The 17,049-nt window shown below is 62.9% G+C and carries 14 protein-coding genes and 1 pseudogene; 4 read left to right on the top strand and 11 right to left on the bottom strand.

The features are described 5' to 3' along the window. Positions 1 to 21: 21 nt before the first annotated feature. Positions 22 to 498, top strand: a complete 477-nt coding sequence (locus FJ970_RS28565) for an Lrp/AsnC family transcriptional regulator (RefSeq protein ID WP_140756925.1) — start codon at positions 22 to 24, stop codon at positions 496 to 498. A gap of 45 nt (positions 499 to 543) precedes the next feature. Here the strand turns inward: FJ970_RS28565 and FJ970_RS28560 are convergent, their stop codons facing one another. Continuing rightward, positions 544 to 1,485 (bottom strand): LysR substrate-binding domain-containing protein, encoded by a 942-nt coding sequence (locus FJ970_RS28560; protein ID WP_140756927.1) that lies wholly within the window; start codon positions 1,483 to 1,485, stop codon positions 544 to 546. A 93-nt stretch (positions 1,486 to 1,578) separates the two neighbouring features. Between FJ970_RS28560 and FJ970_RS28555 the strand changes: the two genes are divergently transcribed. Then, positions 1,579 to 3,633, top strand: a complete 2,055-nt coding sequence (locus tag FJ970_RS28555) for an FAD-dependent oxidoreductase (protein WP_140756929.1) — start codon at positions 1,579 to 1,581, stop codon at positions 3,631 to 3,633. A gap of 63 nt (positions 3,634 to 3,696) precedes the next feature. Here the strand turns inward: FJ970_RS28555 and FJ970_RS28550 are convergent, their stop codons facing one another. The 8 genes from FJ970_RS28550 to FJ970_RS28515 form a co-directional block, all read right to left on the bottom strand. Next, positions 3,697 to 5,352 carry an ABC transporter ATP-binding protein gene (locus FJ970_RS28550; RefSeq protein WP_140756931.1) on the bottom strand — a complete coding sequence of 552 codons (1,656 nt, stop codon included), beginning with the start codon at positions 5,350 to 5,352 and terminating at the stop codon, positions 3,697 to 3,699. Further along, complete coding sequence (locus tag FJ970_RS28545) at positions 5,349 to 6,200, bottom strand: ABC transporter permease (RefSeq protein ID WP_140756933.1); 852 nt, start codon at positions 6,198 to 6,200, stop codon at positions 5,349 to 5,351. Before FJ970_RS28545 ends, FJ970_RS28550 begins: the two co-directional genes overlap by 4 nt. After that, positions 6,197 to 7,147 (bottom strand): ABC transporter permease, encoded by a 951-nt coding sequence (locus FJ970_RS28540; RefSeq protein WP_140756935.1) that lies wholly within the window; start codon positions 7,145 to 7,147, stop codon positions 6,197 to 6,199. Before FJ970_RS28540 ends, FJ970_RS28545 begins: the two co-directional genes overlap by 4 nt. An 86-nt stretch (positions 7,148 to 7,233) precedes the next feature. Next, positions 7,234 to 8,844, bottom strand: a complete 1,611-nt coding sequence (locus tag FJ970_RS28535) for an ABC transporter substrate-binding protein (protein ID WP_140756937.1) — start codon at positions 8,842 to 8,844, stop codon at positions 7,234 to 7,236. Between the two features lie 66 nt (positions 8,845 to 8,910). Then, complete coding sequence (locus FJ970_RS28530) at positions 8,911 to 9,603, bottom strand: HAD-IA family hydrolase (protein WP_415752053.1); 693 nt, start codon at positions 9,601 to 9,603, stop codon at positions 8,911 to 8,913. 266 nt (positions 9,604 to 9,869) lie between these two features. Further along, positions 9,870 to 11,243, bottom strand: coding sequence for an aspartate aminotransferase family protein (locus tag FJ970_RS28525; protein WP_140756941.1), 1,374 nt, complete (start codon positions 11,241 to 11,243; stop codon positions 9,870 to 9,872). Between the two features lie 126 nt (positions 11,244 to 11,369). Then, a complete protein-coding gene (locus tag FJ970_RS28520; protein WP_140756943.1) occupies positions 11,370 to 12,209 on the bottom strand; it encodes a GNAT family N-acetyltransferase in 840 nt (279 codons plus the stop codon). A gap of 179 nt (positions 12,210 to 12,388) precedes the next feature. Next, positions 12,389 to 12,529, bottom strand: coding sequence for a hypothetical protein (locus FJ970_RS28515; protein ID WP_181178383.1), 141 nt, complete (start codon positions 12,527 to 12,529; stop codon positions 12,389 to 12,391). Between FJ970_RS28515 and FJ970_RS28510 the strand changes: the two genes are divergently transcribed. Both FJ970_RS28510 and FJ970_RS28505 read left to right on the top strand, forming a co-directional pair. Further along, on the top strand, positions 12,528 to 13,196 hold the full coding sequence (locus tag FJ970_RS28510; RefSeq protein ID WP_140756946.1) for a haloacid dehalogenase type II: 669 nt from the start codon (positions 12,528 to 12,530) through the stop codon (positions 13,194 to 13,196). The genes FJ970_RS28515 and FJ970_RS28510 overlap by 2 nt on opposite strands. A gap of 16 nt (positions 13,197 to 13,212) precedes the next feature. Further along, a complete protein-coding gene (locus FJ970_RS28505; RefSeq protein ID WP_140756948.1) occupies positions 13,213 to 14,487 on the top strand; it encodes an NAD(P)/FAD-dependent oxidoreductase in 1,275 nt (424 codons plus the stop codon). A 34-nt stretch (positions 14,488 to 14,521) separates the two neighbouring features. On the opposite strand, the gene FJ970_RS28500 is transcribed toward FJ970_RS28505, so the two are convergent. Beyond that, positions 14,522 to 15,979 (bottom strand): NAD-dependent succinate-semialdehyde dehydrogenase, encoded by a 1,458-nt coding sequence (locus FJ970_RS28500; protein WP_140756950.1) that lies wholly within the window; start codon positions 15,977 to 15,979, stop codon positions 14,522 to 14,524. A gap of 17 nt (positions 15,980 to 15,996) precedes the next feature. Beyond that, a pseudogene (locus FJ970_RS28495) lies at positions 15,997 to 17,039 on the bottom strand (tartrate dehydrogenase). Positions 17,040 to 17,049 lie beyond the last annotated feature (10 nt).

The following is a 17,049-nucleotide window of genomic DNA, read 5'->3' as shown; positions in this document are numbered from 1 at the left end:
CCTCTTCCGCGGAGACAACCCGTGAAACTCGATCGGATCGATATCAAGATTCTTCACGAACTGCAGAAGAACGGCCGCATCACCAACGTGGAATTGGCCGAACTGGTTCATTTGTCGCCGAGCCCATGCCTGATGCGGGTCAAGAGGCTGCAATCGGAGGGTTATATCGAAGGCTATTCCGCGCAAATCAATATTGCCAAGCTCGGCCAGACATTGACTGTCTTCACCGAGATCACCTTGAAGAACCACCGCCAGGTGGACTTCGCCCGTTTTCTCGCCGTCGTGGACAAGATCGAGCAGGTCATCGAATGTCACCTTGTGTCGGGCGGCTACGACTATCTGATGAAATTCGTGACCTCCGGCATCGGCGAGTATCAGTCGATCATGGAGCGGCTCACCGACATGGATATCGGCATCGACAAGTATTTCAGCTTCGTCGTGCTGAAGTCTCCCATCGTCAAGGCGCACATGCCGCTGCCCAGCCTGTTTCCGAGGTAGTCGGCGGTGGCCGCGCCGCACGCTACGGCTGTCGCCCGCAGCCCGCTACAAAATGTCCAGCCGCAGTATCGCGTGCAATGCTTTCAATTCGGCTTCCATCTCGGCGATCATCCAGGCGCTGATATCAGAGACGACAGGCCGTACCGGCCTTGAGCGCGGTGCAATCAGCTGATGAATCCGGCCCGTCTTGATCTGCCTGTCCGAGGCCGGAACAAGCGTTCCCTGAAGCAGCGCCCTTGAAACATTGCTGAGCCAGCCGAGCGCCACGCCTTCCCCGTTCATCGCTGCCTGAAGGACGACCGCGTAGTCCGAGAACTCGAGCCACTTCGCCTTGCTAGTCTTGCGGTCCGCTATACTGCCCCAGGCGTCCAGCCACTGCTCCTTGGCGTCTGTCAGATTAAGCAGGACATGATTGTCCCCGGTTCCGGCATGTATCAACCGACCGTGGGCCGACAGATAGGATGGACTGCACACGGGAACGATGATTTCCGGCGAGAACGCCCAGCGGTGATACAGCGTATCGTCGTCGGTCAGGATTCTCGTGGCAAGGTCTACATTCTCGGCAGGCCCTCGTAGAACGCCGGCGATCAATTCGAACCTCAGGTCCACATCAGGAAATCTCTTGTTGAACGCCCCTAATCTGGGAACAAACCAGTGTGTTGCCAGAGAACTCGAAAGGGAAAGGGTAACCAGCGGCTTTGCAGCGCTGTTCTGCCTGATCTCCCGGATCACCTGCGCGATGCCTTCAAATCCCTCTCGTACAACCGAATAAAGGGCGCGCCCTTCCGGGGTCGCGGCCAAACCCGTTGGCTCCCGGGTGAACAGAGCGGCGCCAAAATCGGCTTCGAGCTGGGCGATGCTGCGGCTAACGGATGGTTGAGTGACGTTGAACTCCCGCGCGGCGGCCGTGAAGCTGCCCAGCCGGACAGCAGCCTCGAAAACGAGAAGTCCGCGCGCGGAAGGAACGAGTTTTGCAAAACCAGCCATACGTCCAGCGTATAGCCACCCCAACAATTTTCAAGCTTTCTGAAGTCCCGTAAAGGGCAGACTATAACTCTCAGGAATGGCACGGAGCAAGACGTGAACGTAGCGGCATCTCAAGCAGACAGCACATCCGGCGATCCTCTGCTTCAGCCGTTCCGGCTCAAGGGTCTGACGCTGCGCAACCGCGTCGTCAGCACCAGCCATGCCTCGATGCTGGACGAGGGCGGCCTGCCGCTCGAGCGCTACCAACTCTACCATGAGGAGAAAGCGCGCGGCGGCCTGTCGATGACCATGGCAGGCGGCTCGGCGATGACCTCGCCCGACTCGAGCTGGGGCGGTGGTCAGCTAGACCTTTCGAGCGATCGCATCGTCCCCCATCTTCAGTCTCTGTCGCAGCGAATCCATCGCCATGGCGCGGCTGTCATGTGCCAGGTCTCACATCTTGGCAGGCGCGCCACCGCCTATGCCGGGAACTGGCTTCCGCCGGTGGCGCCGTCACGGGTTCGCGAGACGCGAAACCGGAATTTTCCGAAGGAGATGGACGCAGCCGACATCGACAGGATCGTCAAGGATTACGCAAGCGCCGCCAAGCGTTGCCGTGACGGTGGGCTGGACGGCATCGAGACCGTCACCGGCGGCCATCTCATCGGCCAGTTCCTGTCGCGCAGGACCAACAGACGCATGGATGGATTTGGCGGCTCGCTCGAAAATCGCGCGCGCTTCGGCCTGATGGTTCATGAGGCGATTCGCCAGGCGGTTGGCGACGATTTCGCGGTCGGCATTCGGCTCGTCATCGACGAAGCGGCCGACGACGGATCGGACTTCGAGGAATGCCTGGCTTTCGCCCGGTTGTTCGAGCGGGAAGGTCATATCGATTTCTTCAATTGCATCTATGGCCGCATGGACACCGATTTGTCTCTGGCCGAGCAGAACATGCCTGGCATGTTCACCCGCAGCGCGCCGTTTCTGCCGCTGGTCGGGCAGTTCAAGCGAGAGACCCGACTGCCTGTCATCCATGCCGCGGCCATCAGGGATGTAGCCACGGCCAGGCATGCCATCCGCGAGAACCTTGTCGACCTGGTTGGGATGACGCGGGCGCATATCGCCGACCCGCATATCGTCAACAAGCTGATGCGGGGAGAAGAAGACCGCATTCGCCCGTGCGTTGGCGCTTCCTACTGCCTGTATAAGAAGGTGCAGTGCGTTCACAATCCGGCCAGCGGCCATGAAACGATCATCAGCCATGCCATCGCCGGGGCCGAAACGCCGAAACGTGTGGTCGTGGTCGGCGGGGGGCCGGGTGGAATGGAAGCGGCAAGGGTCGCCGCCGAACGTGGGCACAAAGTCTGCCTGCTTGAAGCCGGAGCGCGGCTCGGTGGGCAGGTGCTCGTTGCAGCCTCCGCCGTCGACCGCAAGAATCTCATCGGCATAGTCGACTGGCGCGTCGATGAACTCGCCCGCCTCGGCGTGAACGTCCGTCTCAACACCTATGCGGACGCAGAGATCGTCCTGGCCGAGAAACCGGACGTGGTCATCGTTGCCACCGGTGGCGTTCCGGACATGGAATGGCTGGAGGGCGCCGAAAATTGCGACAGCGTCTGGGACGTCTTGACCGGCGTCGTGCCGGCGAAGGACGATGTGCTCATCTACGATGAGACTGGACGCCAGGCCGCCATTTCGTGCGCCCTGCATCTTGCCCGCCTGGGGCGCGTGGTCAGCTTGGCCATAGCGGACGATACCTTGGCGATCGAGACACCCTATCCGGACAGGGTGAATTTCCGCAAACTTGCCTCGGAACTCGGCATCCGGGTCGTCAGCGACGTGCGCCTGGTCAAGGCGGTAGGCCAAGGCAACAGGATCGCTGCCAGGTTCCGGCATGAGCTCACCGGCGCGGAGACGGAAATGGCGGCAGGCCAACTCATTGTCGAGCGCGGCACGGCGCCCATGGAAGATACCTACCAGGAATTGCGTGCGCGCTCCGCCAACAATGGCGTCACCGACATCGCACTCATGACGGGAACGAAGGCAAAGCCGGGTGGTGGTCTCCACGCTGCTGGATCGTTCGTCTTGCACCGCATTGGAGACGCCGTTGCCAGCCGGGATATCTACTCGTCGATCTATGAAGCCTACCGGCTTTGCTCGCAATTGTAGAGCGGGTGAAAGCCGGCATGCTGGCTGACCTCGATGCCGCTGCCCAGTCTGTTTCCGAGGTAGTCAGCGGTGGCCGTACTGGCTGACCAGTTCGGGATCGCGGACGAGGCCGTCGAGCCAGGTGGGATCGAGTTTCGGCACCGAGGAGAACAGAAGCTTGGAATAGGGGTGGGTAGCCGCCTTGACCTTGTCGGGCGTGATCTGCTCCACGCGCTGCCCATTATACATGACCATGATCTCGTCGCAGATGGCCTCGACGACCGACAGGTCATGGCTGATGAAGATATAGGAGAGCCCCAGCTCGCGTTGCAGCTCCTTGAGCAGCTCGATCACCGCGGACGCCACCACCGTGTCGAGGGCCGAGGCGATTTCGTCGCAGATGATCAGCTTGGGGTCGGCTGCCAGCGCGCGCGCGAAGTTCACCCGCTGCTTCTGGCCGCCCGAGAGCTCCGATGGATGGCGGTAGCGCAGCGCCTTGGGCAGGCGCACCATGTCGAGCAGTTGGTCGACGCGCTTCGACCGCGTCTGTCTGTCGAGCCCGTGATAGAAGGCCAGCGGACGGGCGATGATGTCTTCCACCGGCTTGGCCGGATTGAGCGCGGTATCAGCATACTGAAACACGATCTGCATCTCGCGCAGCTGGTCCTGGCTGCGCTTCCCCGCCGCGCGCTGCAGTTCCTTGCCGTCGAAGACGATCTCTCCGGCGGCCGCCGGATGGATGCCGGCGATCACCCGCGCCAGCGTCGATTTTCCGCAGCCGGATTCGCCGATGATACCGAGATTGCGCCCCTTCTCCACGACCAGGCTGACGGAGTTGACGGCGCGGATGAGGGGCAGTCCGTCATCCCGAACCGCGCCGTAGCCGGCCGTCAAATCGTCGATGCGCAGCAACTGCCTGGTAGCCGCATTCGCATCCGCATGCGCTTGCCGCCGCTTCGGTTCGAACGCGGCCAACAGTTCGCGCGTATAGGGGTGCTGGGCAGCCGAAAGGATTTGAGCCGTGGTGCCGGTCTCCTGCACTTCGCCACCCTTCAACACAACGATATGGTCGGCGATCTGGGCGACGACCGCGAGGTCGTGGGAAACGTAGACGCCCGCTATGCCGCCCGCCCGCATCACCGACTTGAACGCCTTCAGCACGTCGATCTGCGTCGTCACGTCGAGGGCTGTGGTCGGCTCGTCGAATATGACCAACTTGGGATCGCCGATGAGCGCCATGGCCGCCGACAGCCGCTGCAATTGTCCGCCCGAAACCTGGTGCGGATAACGGGCGCCGATCCCATCGGGATCCGGCAGCGACAAGGCCTTGAACAACGCGACCGCGCGCTTTCGAGCCTGTTCGGGAGGCATCAGTCTGTGGATCCGTGTCACCTCGATCACCTGCTCCATGATCGTGGACGCGGGGTTGAAGGACGCGGCGGCACTTTGCGGAACATAGGCGATGTCGGTGCCGCGTAATTTGGCGCGCTCCTTTTCGGAAAGTGCTGCCATGTTCTTGCCGTTGACGTTGATCTCGCCGCCGGTGATCCGGCAGCCTGGCCGGGCGTGTCCCATCAGCGAGAGCGCCACTGTCGTCTTGCCGGAGCCGCTCTCGCCGATGAGTGCGACGATCTCGCCGTCGGCGATATCGAGGCTGACGCCTTTGATGATTTCGACAATCCGCCCGGCATCGGTCGTTGCCTCGATCTTCAGGTTCCTGACCTCAACGAGATTGGTCATGCGTCCCTGTCCCTGATCTTCTTCGGCAAATTGTCGATCAGCAGGTTGACGCTGATGGTGAGGCTGGCGATCGCCAGCGAGGGCACGATGACGGCGGGCGCCGCGAAAGGCAGGCCGCCGATATTCTCCCGCACCAGCGCGCCCCAGTCGGCAAGCGGCGGCTGCAGCCCAAGCCCGAGGAAGGACAGGCCGGAGAGCAACAGCACGATGAAGACGAAGCGCAGGCCGAAATCGGCCAGCACCGGGCGGATGATGTTGGGCAGAATTTCGGACCCGATGAGATAGATGGTGCTTTCGCCACGGACACGGGCGACGGTCATGAAGTCCATGGTGTTGATGTTGACGGCGAGCGCCCGTGCGAACCGGTAGGCGCCCGGGGTATAGATGACGGCGAGCGTCAGGATCAACACTGGGATCGATGAGCCGACCGCCGCAACGACAACAAGGCCGAACAGCTTGCTGGGAATGGAGTTCATGGCGTCGAGGAAGCGGCTGAGGCAGGTGTCGAGCCAGCCGCCGGTGACGGCCGCGATCATGCCGAGCACGACACCGGAAAAGCAGGCGATGACGACGGCGGCAAGCGATATGCCGACGGTATAGCGCGCGCCCATCAGCACCCGCGAGAGCATGTCGCGCCCCAGATAGTCCGAGCCGAGCCACAGCCCCTGGCGCATCGGGCCGAAATAATCGTCGTCGACGATGTCGCCGATCGAATGGGGAATGATGTAGGGCGCGAAGATGGCAATCAGCGTCCATGCCAGGATGACCAGCGCGGCGATCACGCCCACGAGATTGTAGCTGTGGCCAAGGAAGGATCGTCGGGAAGCTGCCACGTGCGCCACCATCATCTGAGCCTCGGGTTGGACATGATGGCGACGATGTCGGCCGCAGTGATGAGCAGGAGATAGCCGAGGCAGAAGATCATCGCACAGCTCTGGATCAGCGGCAGGTCGCGGGTCGCGACCGCGTCAACCATCAGCTTGGCGATGCCGGGATAGTTGAAGATCGTCTCAACGATGATGACGCCGCCGACCAGGTAGGACAGCGACAGCGCGACCGCGTTGACGATCGGCCCGAGCGCATTGGGAAGCGCGTGCTTCAGCACCATGCGGCTGCGCGAAGCACCCTTGAGAAGCGCCATCTCGACATAAGGCGTGGAGAGCGTTTCGATCACCGCGGCGCGGGTCATGCGGATCATCTGGGCGGAGATGACGAAGGTAAGCGTGATCACAGGCATCGCATAAATGCGCAAGAGGTCGGTCAGCGAATGAGCCTCGTTGACCGAGGACAACGCAGGTAGCCATCTGAGATAGACGGCGAACAGCAGCACCGCGAGAGTCGCGACCATGAATTCCGGTACGGAGATGATGCCGATCGAAAGGATGGTGACGGTGCGGTCGTAGACGGAACCCCGCAGCATCGCGGCGGTGATGCCGAGCATCAGCGCCAGCGGCACCGAGAGCAGCGTGGTGATGCCTGCGAGCTCCATTGTGTTGAGCAGGCGTCCGCCAATCAGTGCCGCGACGGGCATATTGTTGGCGTAGGACGTGCCGAGGTCGCCGTGCAGCAGGCCCACGAGCCAGAGCAGGAAGCGCAGGATCGCTGGATCGTTGAGATGCATGGCCTCGCGCAGACCGGCGACCGCTTCGGGGGTCGCCGCCTGGCCGAGCAGGATCGACGCGGTGTCGCCAGGCAGCATACTGGTGGCGAAGAAAACCGCGAACAGGACGATCAGAAGGGTGACGACCGCGATCGCCAGCCGCTTCAACACGAGGTTCAGAACCCCAGACGTCATGGAAGCGCTCCTGCGGTTGCGTTCGGCCAAGCCAAGTTGCGCAATAGGTGCCGGGGACCGGCTGTCCGGTCCCCGGTAGGACCCTCTCAGGCTTCGAGCCACAGGTGTTCGGCCATTGCGTAGCCCATCATGCCACCAAGCGGGTTCGCCTCCAAACCCTTCACCTTGCTGGATAGGGCATCGACGTTGGAAATGTAGGCCGGGATGATGGTGCCCGCCTCCTCGGAGACCATGGCCTGCATCTGGTTGTAGATTTCCTTGCGCTTGGCCTGGTCGAGCGAGCCGCGCGCCTCGATCAGCAGCTTGTCGAACTTCGGGGACTTGTACTGGCTCTCGTTCCAGGGCGCGTTGGAGGCATAAAGGAGCGAGAACAGGATGTCCGGTGTCGGGCGCGGATTGATATTGCCGAAATGGACCGGCGCTTTGAGCCAGTAATTGTCCCAGTAGCCGTCTGCCGGGACGCGCTGCACGTCGAGCTTCATGCCGATGTCGGCGCCGGCGGCCTGGATGATGACAGCCATGTCGATCGACGAGGTCGCGGCGTCGGACGCGACCACCGGGATTGACTGGCCGAGCAGGCCCGCCTTCTGGAAGTGGAACTTCGCCTTGTCGGGGTCGAAAGCCTTCGGCTTAAGGTCGGCATTGTGGAAGATGTTCGCCGGCGAGACAGGCTGGTCGTTGCCGATTTCACCGAGGCCGCGCAGTGCCGATTTGACGATCTGCTCGCGGTTGACGAGATACTTCATGCCGGCCACGAAGTCGGCCTTGTTGCCCGGGTCCATGTCGAGCCGGATGTTGAGATCCGTATAGTTGCCCGAAGTCGTCTTCGAGAGTTCAAAGCCCGGCTGGCCCCCGATGAGCTTCATGGCGCGCGGATTGATCGAGGCCGCGAAATTGATGTCACCGGAAAGCAGGGCGTTGACGCGGGCACTGTCGTCGCTGATGGCGATGAACTCGAAGGAGTCCAGATAGGGCTTGCCCGACTTCCAGTAGTTCTTGTTCTTGGTGACGACGGACCGCACGCCCGGTTCGAACGTCTGCAGCACGAAGGCGCCGGTGCCGTTGCCCTTGGAGAAGTCGGTGGTGCCGTCGGCGACGATCATGAAGTGATGCAGCGAAAGGATGGTCGGAAGGTCGGCGTTCGGGTCGGCGAGCGTGATCTCGACGGTCGATTTGTCGACCGCCTTGAAGCCGGTCATCTGCGCGGCGATCTTGGCGACCTTGGAGCCGACCGCTTTGTCGAGATGGCGCTTCAGCGAGAAGACGACGTCGTCGGCGGTGAGGTCCTTGCCGTCGTGAAAGGTAACGCCCTTGCGTAGCTTCACGGTCCAGGTCTTGGCGTCCTTGCTGTCGAAACTCTCGGCCAGTTCCATCTGCGTGACGCCGTCCTTGTCGAGGAAGGTGAGGCGGTTGTAGAGCGAGCAGCAGCGGACATAGTCGGTGGAGAGCGACGCCTTTGCCGGGTCGAGCGTATCGGCGGTCGAGGACGACCAGCCGGCCGCCTTCAAATTTCCGCCGGAAACAGGCGTGGCGGCGACGGCTTGGGTCGCTCGTCCGAGCACCAAGCTGCCCGCGGCAACCGCGGCGCCGCCGGCCAGCAGCATCTTGAGGAGTTCGCGGCGGCTCGCGCCCCGCCGAATGGCGCTTTCGACCATGGCATCGTCTGCGCTGGTCCAGTTGGTGATCTTGTCGGTCATGTCATTCCCCTTTCTGTTGATTTCTCGGTCCGGATGCCCGTCTTGCCGCGCGCTTTCCGGCATGGCTTAGGTTCGTTCCTTCAGGCTTTCCCGCACGGCCGCCGCCAAGGCTGCCATCGAGGTGAAGTGGTGGTCCGGCACGGTGAAGCGCTCAGGCTCGATCGTGCCGCCATAGCCGTTCTGCGCATGCCGGCGCTCGATCCAGCAATTGGTCATGCCAAGCGCCCGGGATATGCCGATGTCGTGGTACTGGCTTTGCGCGACGTGCAGGATGTCGTCCTTGCTGTCGCCACGGACAGCCACGAAGTCGAAGACCTTCTGAAAAAAGGCCGGGTCGGGTTTCTCGGTGCCTGTATCGTCTGCCGTGAAGGTGGCGAAAAAGGGCAATCCGAGCTGCTTTTCGAAATGTTCGAGCGCCCAGCGCCGTGCATTTGTCATGGCGATCAGTCTGTGCGACTTCGCAAGGTCTGCCATTGCCGCCGCGCTGTCGGGGAAGCCTTTCCAGAGCTTGGCAGAATCCCGCAGACGGATGCCGTATTTCTCCTCGGCCGGCAGGCCGAGCTGCGGCGCGATGACCCCGTAGACACGAACGAGATCGTCGGGAAACAGGCCTGCATCGGGCATGTAGCGGGCCTGCCGGTAAAGGGCCAGCGCCTCTTCGCCGTCGATCGAGACGCCGGCCTCGGCGGCAATGCCAGCCAGGCAGGTCGTAATGCCGCCTTCAAAGTCGATCAGCGTGCCGACCACATCGAAGGTCATGTATTTGAATTTGCTAAAGCCCCTGGCCAAGACTGGCTCTCCTCTGCGCTGCCGAAATGCATGTGCTGAACAGAACAAAATTCCGTGCTGCCCGGGGCGTCGGCCGTTTCCGAAGGCCCGGAAAATCGGGCTTTCTGGCCTTGTCTTAGCTGCAGTCTGGCACTTCCCTCGCGCTGGATTTGCCGAAAAGGCGCAAGTGCGCGGCACAAAATTGCGAAATCGTCTGCCCCGGCGATATTTCGAAACCCGACATATTTCGCTGCCCCTCATGCCAGAGCTTGGCGGACATCGGGATCGTCCAGCGTCTGGTCCAGCGTTCGGCGCGTGCGGTCGATGATCGCATCGATATCGCTGTCGGTACAGCACAGCGGCGGCGCGTAGCCGAGGACTCCATGCGCGAAGGCGCGGATGATCAGGCCATTGTCCCACGCCCTGTCGAAGACCCGCCGCGCCGGCATGGCCGAGGCCGGAAGCGGCGTCTTCTTCTGCTTGTCGGTCACCAGCTCTACTGCGGCAAGCATGCCACGACCGCGCACCTCGCCGACGAGCGGATGATCCCTCAGGCCGGCCAATCCCGCCATCAGGCGTGCGCCGGCCTTGATGCCGTTCTCCAAAAGTCCATTCTCATAGAGCTTCAACACTTCGAGCGCGACGGCGGCGCTGACGGGATGGGCGGAGTAGGTGTAGCCGTGACCGACCGCCGAAGCGCCCGCGCCATCGGCGATCACGTCGTAGACATGGTCGGCCATGAACACCGCGCCCATCGGAACATAGCCCGAGGTCAGGCCCTTGGCCGTCGTCATGAGATCGGGAACGATGTCCTCTTCCGTGCAGGCGAACAGTGGTCCCGTGCGGCCGAACCCGGTGATCACCTCGTCGGCGATGAACAGGATGCCGTACGCCCGGCAAAGTTCGCGGATCGCCTTGATCCAGCCTTTCGGGGGGACGATGACACCGCCCGAGCCCTGGATCGGCTCAGCATAGAAGGCGGCGACCCGCTCCGGCCCAATCTCCTCGATCTTGGTCTTCAACGCGGTGAGCGAGGCTGCGATGATCGCGTTCCCGTCTTCGCCGGCCGGGTTTCGATAGGGATAGGGGGACGGAATCTTGTGCTGCCATTCAAAAGGGATGCCGAAGCCGGCGTGAAAAGCGGGCAGCGCGGTCAGGCCGGCACCGACCACCGACGATCCGTGATAGCCCTGCTCGATCGAAATGAACTGGTCGCGCTGCGGCTCGCCCTTGGCGTTCCAGTAGTAGCGGACGAAACGGATCGTGCTGTCGACCGCGTCCGATCCGCCGAGCGTGAAATAGACGTGATTGAGATCTCCAGGCGCACGCTCGGCCAGCTCCGAGGCGAGGCGGATGGCCGGTTCCGAGCCGAGATCGAAATAGGCGGTAGCGTAGGGAAGTTCGCGCATCTGCCGTGCCGCCGCCTCGACGATACTGTCATGACCGTAGCCTGCGTTGACGCACCACAATCCTGCGAAACCGTCGACGAGCTGCTTGCCGGACGCATCGGTCACGGTCGCACCCTTTGCCGATTTCAGCACACGCACGCCAAGCGCCTCGTGGCCGCGATATGACGAAACCGGATGAATAAGATGGGCGCGGTCGAGTTCGATCAGGGAATTGGCGAGCATTGATACCTCCGGCTAGAGCATGACGCCGAAAAGCGTGAAGCGGTTTTCGGACGACATCATGCTCTATCCCTTTGATTTAGAGCCGGATTCAGACTTCGGATCGACTCGATCCGAAATCATCCGGCTCTAGCCGAGCGCCTGGTTGGCGAGTGCGTAAACTTTTGGCCGCGCCTGTGCCGCGTCCGGCCTGGACGGACGGTCCATGGTCACGCCGCCGCCGACATGGGCGAGGCCGATTTCCGTGAGCCAATCGGCGATGCCGCTCCTGCTGTCGGTATCCACGCGCAGGAAGGCACCGGGGCGCGACGCGGCGAAAAAGCTGATCAGGCTCTTGGCGTCCTCGACACTTCCGGCGATCACGGGGCCGATCACCTCGCCGCGTCCAAACGGGCGGATCGCCGCATAGGCCTCGATGGCGCCGTTGCGGCGGACGACGGCGAATTCCCCGCGCTCGGCAAGCGCATCGATCAGAGCTTCACGGTCCGCGCCATAGGCGTCGCGGTCCATCGCCTTGATTTCCGGCAGGTCGACGGTGGCCGCGGCCTCCACCCCGGCAGGCGCATCGAGTTCCGCGACATGGCCCTGATGCTGCACGACCGTGCCGGAGGGCACAAAGCCCAGTCTCTCGTAGAGAGGCATGCCCTCCCGCGTCGCGACAAGTCGCAGCGGACGATCTTCGGCAAGGGCGAACGCCTGTTCCATCAGCCGGCGACCGAGCCCTTTGCCTCGCACATTCCTGTCGACAATCACCATGTTGATCATGGCGCATTCATCGCCATAGGGTGTGACCAGGATGGTCCCGGTGACCTGGCCGTGGTCGCCGAGCGCGACCGCGCCGCTGGAGAGTTGCAACGCCATCTGCCAGTCCTGCGGACGATGCGGCCAGTTCTCCTGACGCGAAAGCGCCACCGCGCCCTCGATATGGTCCGGCCCGAACGCTCGGAGTTCGATCTCTTCCTGCTGCATGAGGCACCCTTCCGTCTGCCGTAAGTCTCGACCATCGGCGCGCCGCAGATCGTCTGAAGGCGCTGGCTTCGGCGACATCTTTCGCCGTAGCGTAAGCGGTGCGCCGCATCTTGTGCTGGCGCCGCCCGTGGCGGATGCGCTTCAGGTCGAGGAAGGCAGGCCCATTGACCGTCGGGATGCTACAGCGTGCCAAACCAGCAGGCGGATACGAAACTTTCTGCTTTCGGGAAGGCTATTTCGGTCAGGTGGCTCGCCGCCTGCCAGCCTATGATGAAATACGTCCCAACGCGGAAGTGCTTCCACCGGAGATCGACGGACATGGCTTCTTTCAGGCCCAAATATATCACCTTCGACTGCTATGGCACGTTGACCTTCTTCCAGATGGCGGAAGCGGCGCGCGACCTCTATGGCAGCCGGCTCGACGAGCCGCGCATGCAGGAGTTCATCAAGAACTTCGCGGCGTACCGGCTCGACGAGATCCTGGGCGACTGGAAGCCCTATGCCGACGTCGTCCACAACGCGCTCGAGCGCACCTGCAAGCGTAATGGCGTTGCCTTCAGCTCCGACGACGCCAAGATGGTCTATGAGCGTGTGCCGACCTGGGGGCCTCACGCGGATGTCCCGGCCGGCTTGGCAAAGGTCGCCAAAGAAATTCCGCTGGTCATCCTGTCCAACGCCATGAATGCGCAGATCATGTCCAACGTCGAGAAGCTCGGCGCGCCCTTCCATGCCGTCTATACGGCCGAGCAGGCACAGGCCTACAAGCCCCGCTTCAAGGCCTTCGAATACATGTTCGATAGGCTGGGCTGCGGCCCGGAGGACGTTCTTCACTGCTCGTCCTCATTCCGCTACGACCTGATGTCGGCGCACGATCTCGGCATCAAGAACAAGGTCTGGGTCAACCGCGGTCACGAACCGGCCAACCCCTATTACGGCTATGTCGAGATATCGGACATTTCGGGCCTTCCAGGCGTGGTCGGTCTCTAAAACAGGCGGATTGCCGATGAAGCTGGTCTCCTACTGGCACGACACAGCCCCCGTATTTTCCGGCGCGACGCAAGGCCCGGTCGAGGGGCACTACGATGCCGCCATCATCGGCGGCGGCTTCACCGGTCTCGCCGCCGGGCTCCAATTGGCGAAGGCCGGCGCCAAGGTGGCGGTGCTGGAAGCGGAGCGCGTGGGCTGGGGGGCATCCGGGCGCAATGGCGGGCATCTGAACAACGGGCTTGCCCATAGCTACCTCTCGGCCAAGGCGGAGCTCGGCAAGGACCGCGCCATCGCGCTCTACCGGGCGCTCGACGACTCCGTCGATACCATCGAGGCGCTGATCGCCGAGGAGGGCATCGATTGCAATTTCCGCCGCGCCGGCAAGCTCAAGCTCGCCTCCAAGCCGCAGCATTTTGCATCGATCGCCCGTAACTTCGAAGCCCTCCATGCCGAGGTGGATCCGGACACGGCGCTGCTGTCGGTAGACGATCTGAAATCCGAAATCGGTTCGCCTTTCCATGGCGCGATGCTGTCGAAGAAGAGCGCCATGATGCATATGGGCCGCTATGTGGCCGGGCTGGCCACGGCGGCTGTCCGTCACGGCGCAATTATCCATGAGAACGCGGCGGTGACGGATCGCAAGCAGGTGGGAAAAAGGCATGAGTTGACCACGTCGCGTGGCCGCATCAGCGCCGACAATGTGCTGGTGGCGACCGGCGCCTATACCACGCCTGACTTCGGCTATTTCCGCCGCAGGATCATCTCCGTCGGCAGCTTCATCATCGCCACGCGGCCGTTGAGCGACACGGAGATCGCCGCGATCATGCCGGGCAACCGCACTTGCGTGACCTCGATGAACATCGGCAACTACTTCCGGCTTTCGCCCGACAATCGCCTGATCTTCGGCGGCCGCGCACGCTTCTCGGCGACATCGGACCAGCGCTCCGACGCCAGGAGCGGCCAGATATTGCAGGCAAGCCTGGCCACGATCTTCCCGCAACTCGCCAGGGTCGAGATCGACTATTGCTGGGGCGGGCTGGTCGACATGACCAAGGACCGCTTTCCGCGGGCCGGCTACCATGACGGGGAGTGGTACGCGATGGGCTATTCCGGCCACGGCGCGCAGCTTTCCACCCATCTCGGCATGGTCATGGCCGATGCCATGCTCGGCCGCGACGACCGCAATCCGCTGAAAGGACTCGAGTGGCCTGCCATCCCAGGCTATTCGGGCAAGCCCTGGTTCCTGCCTATTGTCGGCCTCTACTATAAGGCGCTCGACCGGATCCAGTGACCTCCGATCCGGCCCGGCCTCGGCAAAAATCGCCTCAGCCGAGCCCGCCGATGTGAAAGCTCTTCATCTCGAGATATTCCTCTATGCCGGCCTGCGCGCCTTCGCGCCCGAGGCCGGACTGCTTGACGCCGCCGAAGGGCGCCACCTCCATCGAGACCGAGCCGGTGTTCAAGCCCACCATGCCGAACTCCAGCGCTTCGCCGACGCGCCAGGCGCGTTTCAAATTTTCCGTGTAGAAGTAAGAGGCAAGCCCGTAGGGCGTGCCGTTGGCCAGCGCGATCGCTTCCTCTTCCGTCTCGAAACGGAAAAGCGGTGCGACCGGGCCGAAGGTCTCCTCGTCGGCAAGCTGCATGTCGTTCGTGGCGCCGGTTAGCACTAGCGGCGCGACATATTGCAGGCCCTCCGGCAAAGCCGGCTTCTGCGTGACGATCTCGGCACCCTTGGCGAGCGCGTCCTCGACGTGGCGGTTGATCTTCTCGACCGCCGCCATGTTGATCATCGGCCCGATCGCGATGCCGGGCTGCGTGCCGGGCCCCACCGTCATGGCGTTGACACGGGCGGTGAGCTTCGCGGCGAAGGTTTCATAGACGCCAGCCTGGACAAGGATGCGGTTGGCGCAGACGCAGGTCTGGCCGCCATTGCGGAATTTCGAGACGAGTGCGCCCTCGACGGCGAGATCGAGATCGGCGTCGTCGAAAACGATGAAGGGTGCGTTGCCGCCGAGTTCTAGACTCAAGCGCTTCACGCTGTCGGCCGCGCCGCGCATGAGCAGCGAACCGACTCGCGTCGAGCCGGTGAAGGAGATCTTGCGAACCGTCTCGTTCGCCATGATCTCGTTGCCGATCTCGGCCGGCATGCCGGTGACGATGTTGATGACGCCGGGGGGGATGCCGGCCCGTTCGGCGAGCACGCCGAGCGCCAGTGCCGAATAGGGCGTGAACTCGGACGGCTTGATCACCACCGTGCAGCCGGCGGCCAGCGCCGGCGCGACCTTGCGGGTGATCATCGCGTTGGGAAAGTTCCACGGCGTGATGATGCCGCAAACACCGACCGGCTCCTTCAGCACGATGATGCGGCGGTCTGATGTGGGCGAGGGGATGGTGTGGCCGTTGATGCGGCGCGCTTCCTCGGCAAACCATTTGACGAAGGATGCGCCGTAGCGGATCTCGCCCTTGGCCTCGTCCAGGGGCTTGCCTTGTTCCGTCGTGAGGATCAGCGCCAGATCGTCAAGATACGCCAGCATCAGGCCATGCCATGCTTCCAGGAGCGTCGCGCGTTCGGCGTTGGTCTTCTTCCTCCAGTCCCGATAGGCGGAAGCCGCGGCCTCTATCGCCGCACGGGTCTCCGTACCGGCCATGTCGGGCACCGTGCCGATCGCCGACTGGGTCGCCGGGTCGAGCACATCGACCGTTTTGCCGGAGCCGGCAGCGACCCACTTACCGTCGATCAGGCCGGCTTCGCGGAAGAGATCTTCGTCTTTCAGGCATTTCATCGAAAACGACCTTGCAATCAGGAGAGTGCTGTCACGACGGCGGCCGTGATGGTCTCCGTTCTGTCTTTGCCAGTAGTGGTGCCAATGCCGAGCGCGGTTGTCGCTTCGATGGCTTTCATGATGCGGCGGGCGGCGGCTGTTCGCCGAGATGTTCCAGCATCATCGCGCCGGACCATATGGTGGCGATCGGGTTGGCGATGCCCAGATGCGCGATGTCGGGCGCGGAGCCGTGCACCGGCTCGAACATGGACGGCGCCGAGCGGTCGGGGTTGATGTTGGCGGAGGCGGCGTAGCCGAGCCCGCCCTGGATCGCCGCGCCGATGTCGGTGAGGATATCGCCGAACAGGTTGGAGGCGACGATCACGTCGAGGCTCTCCGGCGCCATGATCATGCGCGCGGCCAGCGCGTCGACATGATAGCTGGTCACAGCGACGTCAGAGTACTCCGCAGCCAGCTTTCGCGTGATCTCGTCCCAGAACACCATCGAGTATTTCTGCGCGTTGGACTTGGTGACGGAGGCCAGCTTGCAGCGCCGTGTCCGCGCCTGCTCGAAACCGAAGCGCAGGATGCGCTCGACGCCGGCGCGGGTGAAGATCGAGGTCTCCACGGCGACCTCGTCCAGAGTGCCTTGATGCACACGCCCCCCGGCGCCCGAATATTCGCCTTCCGTGTTCTCACGAATGCACAAAATGTCGAAGCTCTCGGCTCGCAGCGGCCCTGTCACACCCGGCAGCAGGCGGTGCGGCCGGATGTTGGCATATTGCACGAATGCCTTGCGGATCGGCAGCAGCAGGCCGTGAAGCGAGACGGAATCTGGCACCTCCATCGGCCAGCCGACCGCGCCGAGCAAGATGGCGTCAAAGCCGCGCAAGGTTTCGATGCCGTCCTCCGGCATCATACGCCCAGTGTCCTTGTAGAACTTGCAGGACCAGGGGAAATCGGTCCCGGCCAGGGCAAAGCCTGCGTGCCTGGCCGCCGTCTCCAGCACAGGCCAGGCGGCGGCGGTCACATCGCGGCCGATGCCGTCACCGGGGATCAGGGCGATCGAATAGGACTTCATCGGCATCTCT

It is taken from the genome of Mesorhizobium sp. B2-1-8, from assembly GCF_006442545.2.
Taxonomy (GTDB): domain Bacteria; phylum Pseudomonadota; class Alphaproteobacteria; order Rhizobiales; family Rhizobiaceae; genus Mesorhizobium.
This window is presented reverse-complemented; position numbering and strand designations above follow the sequence as displayed.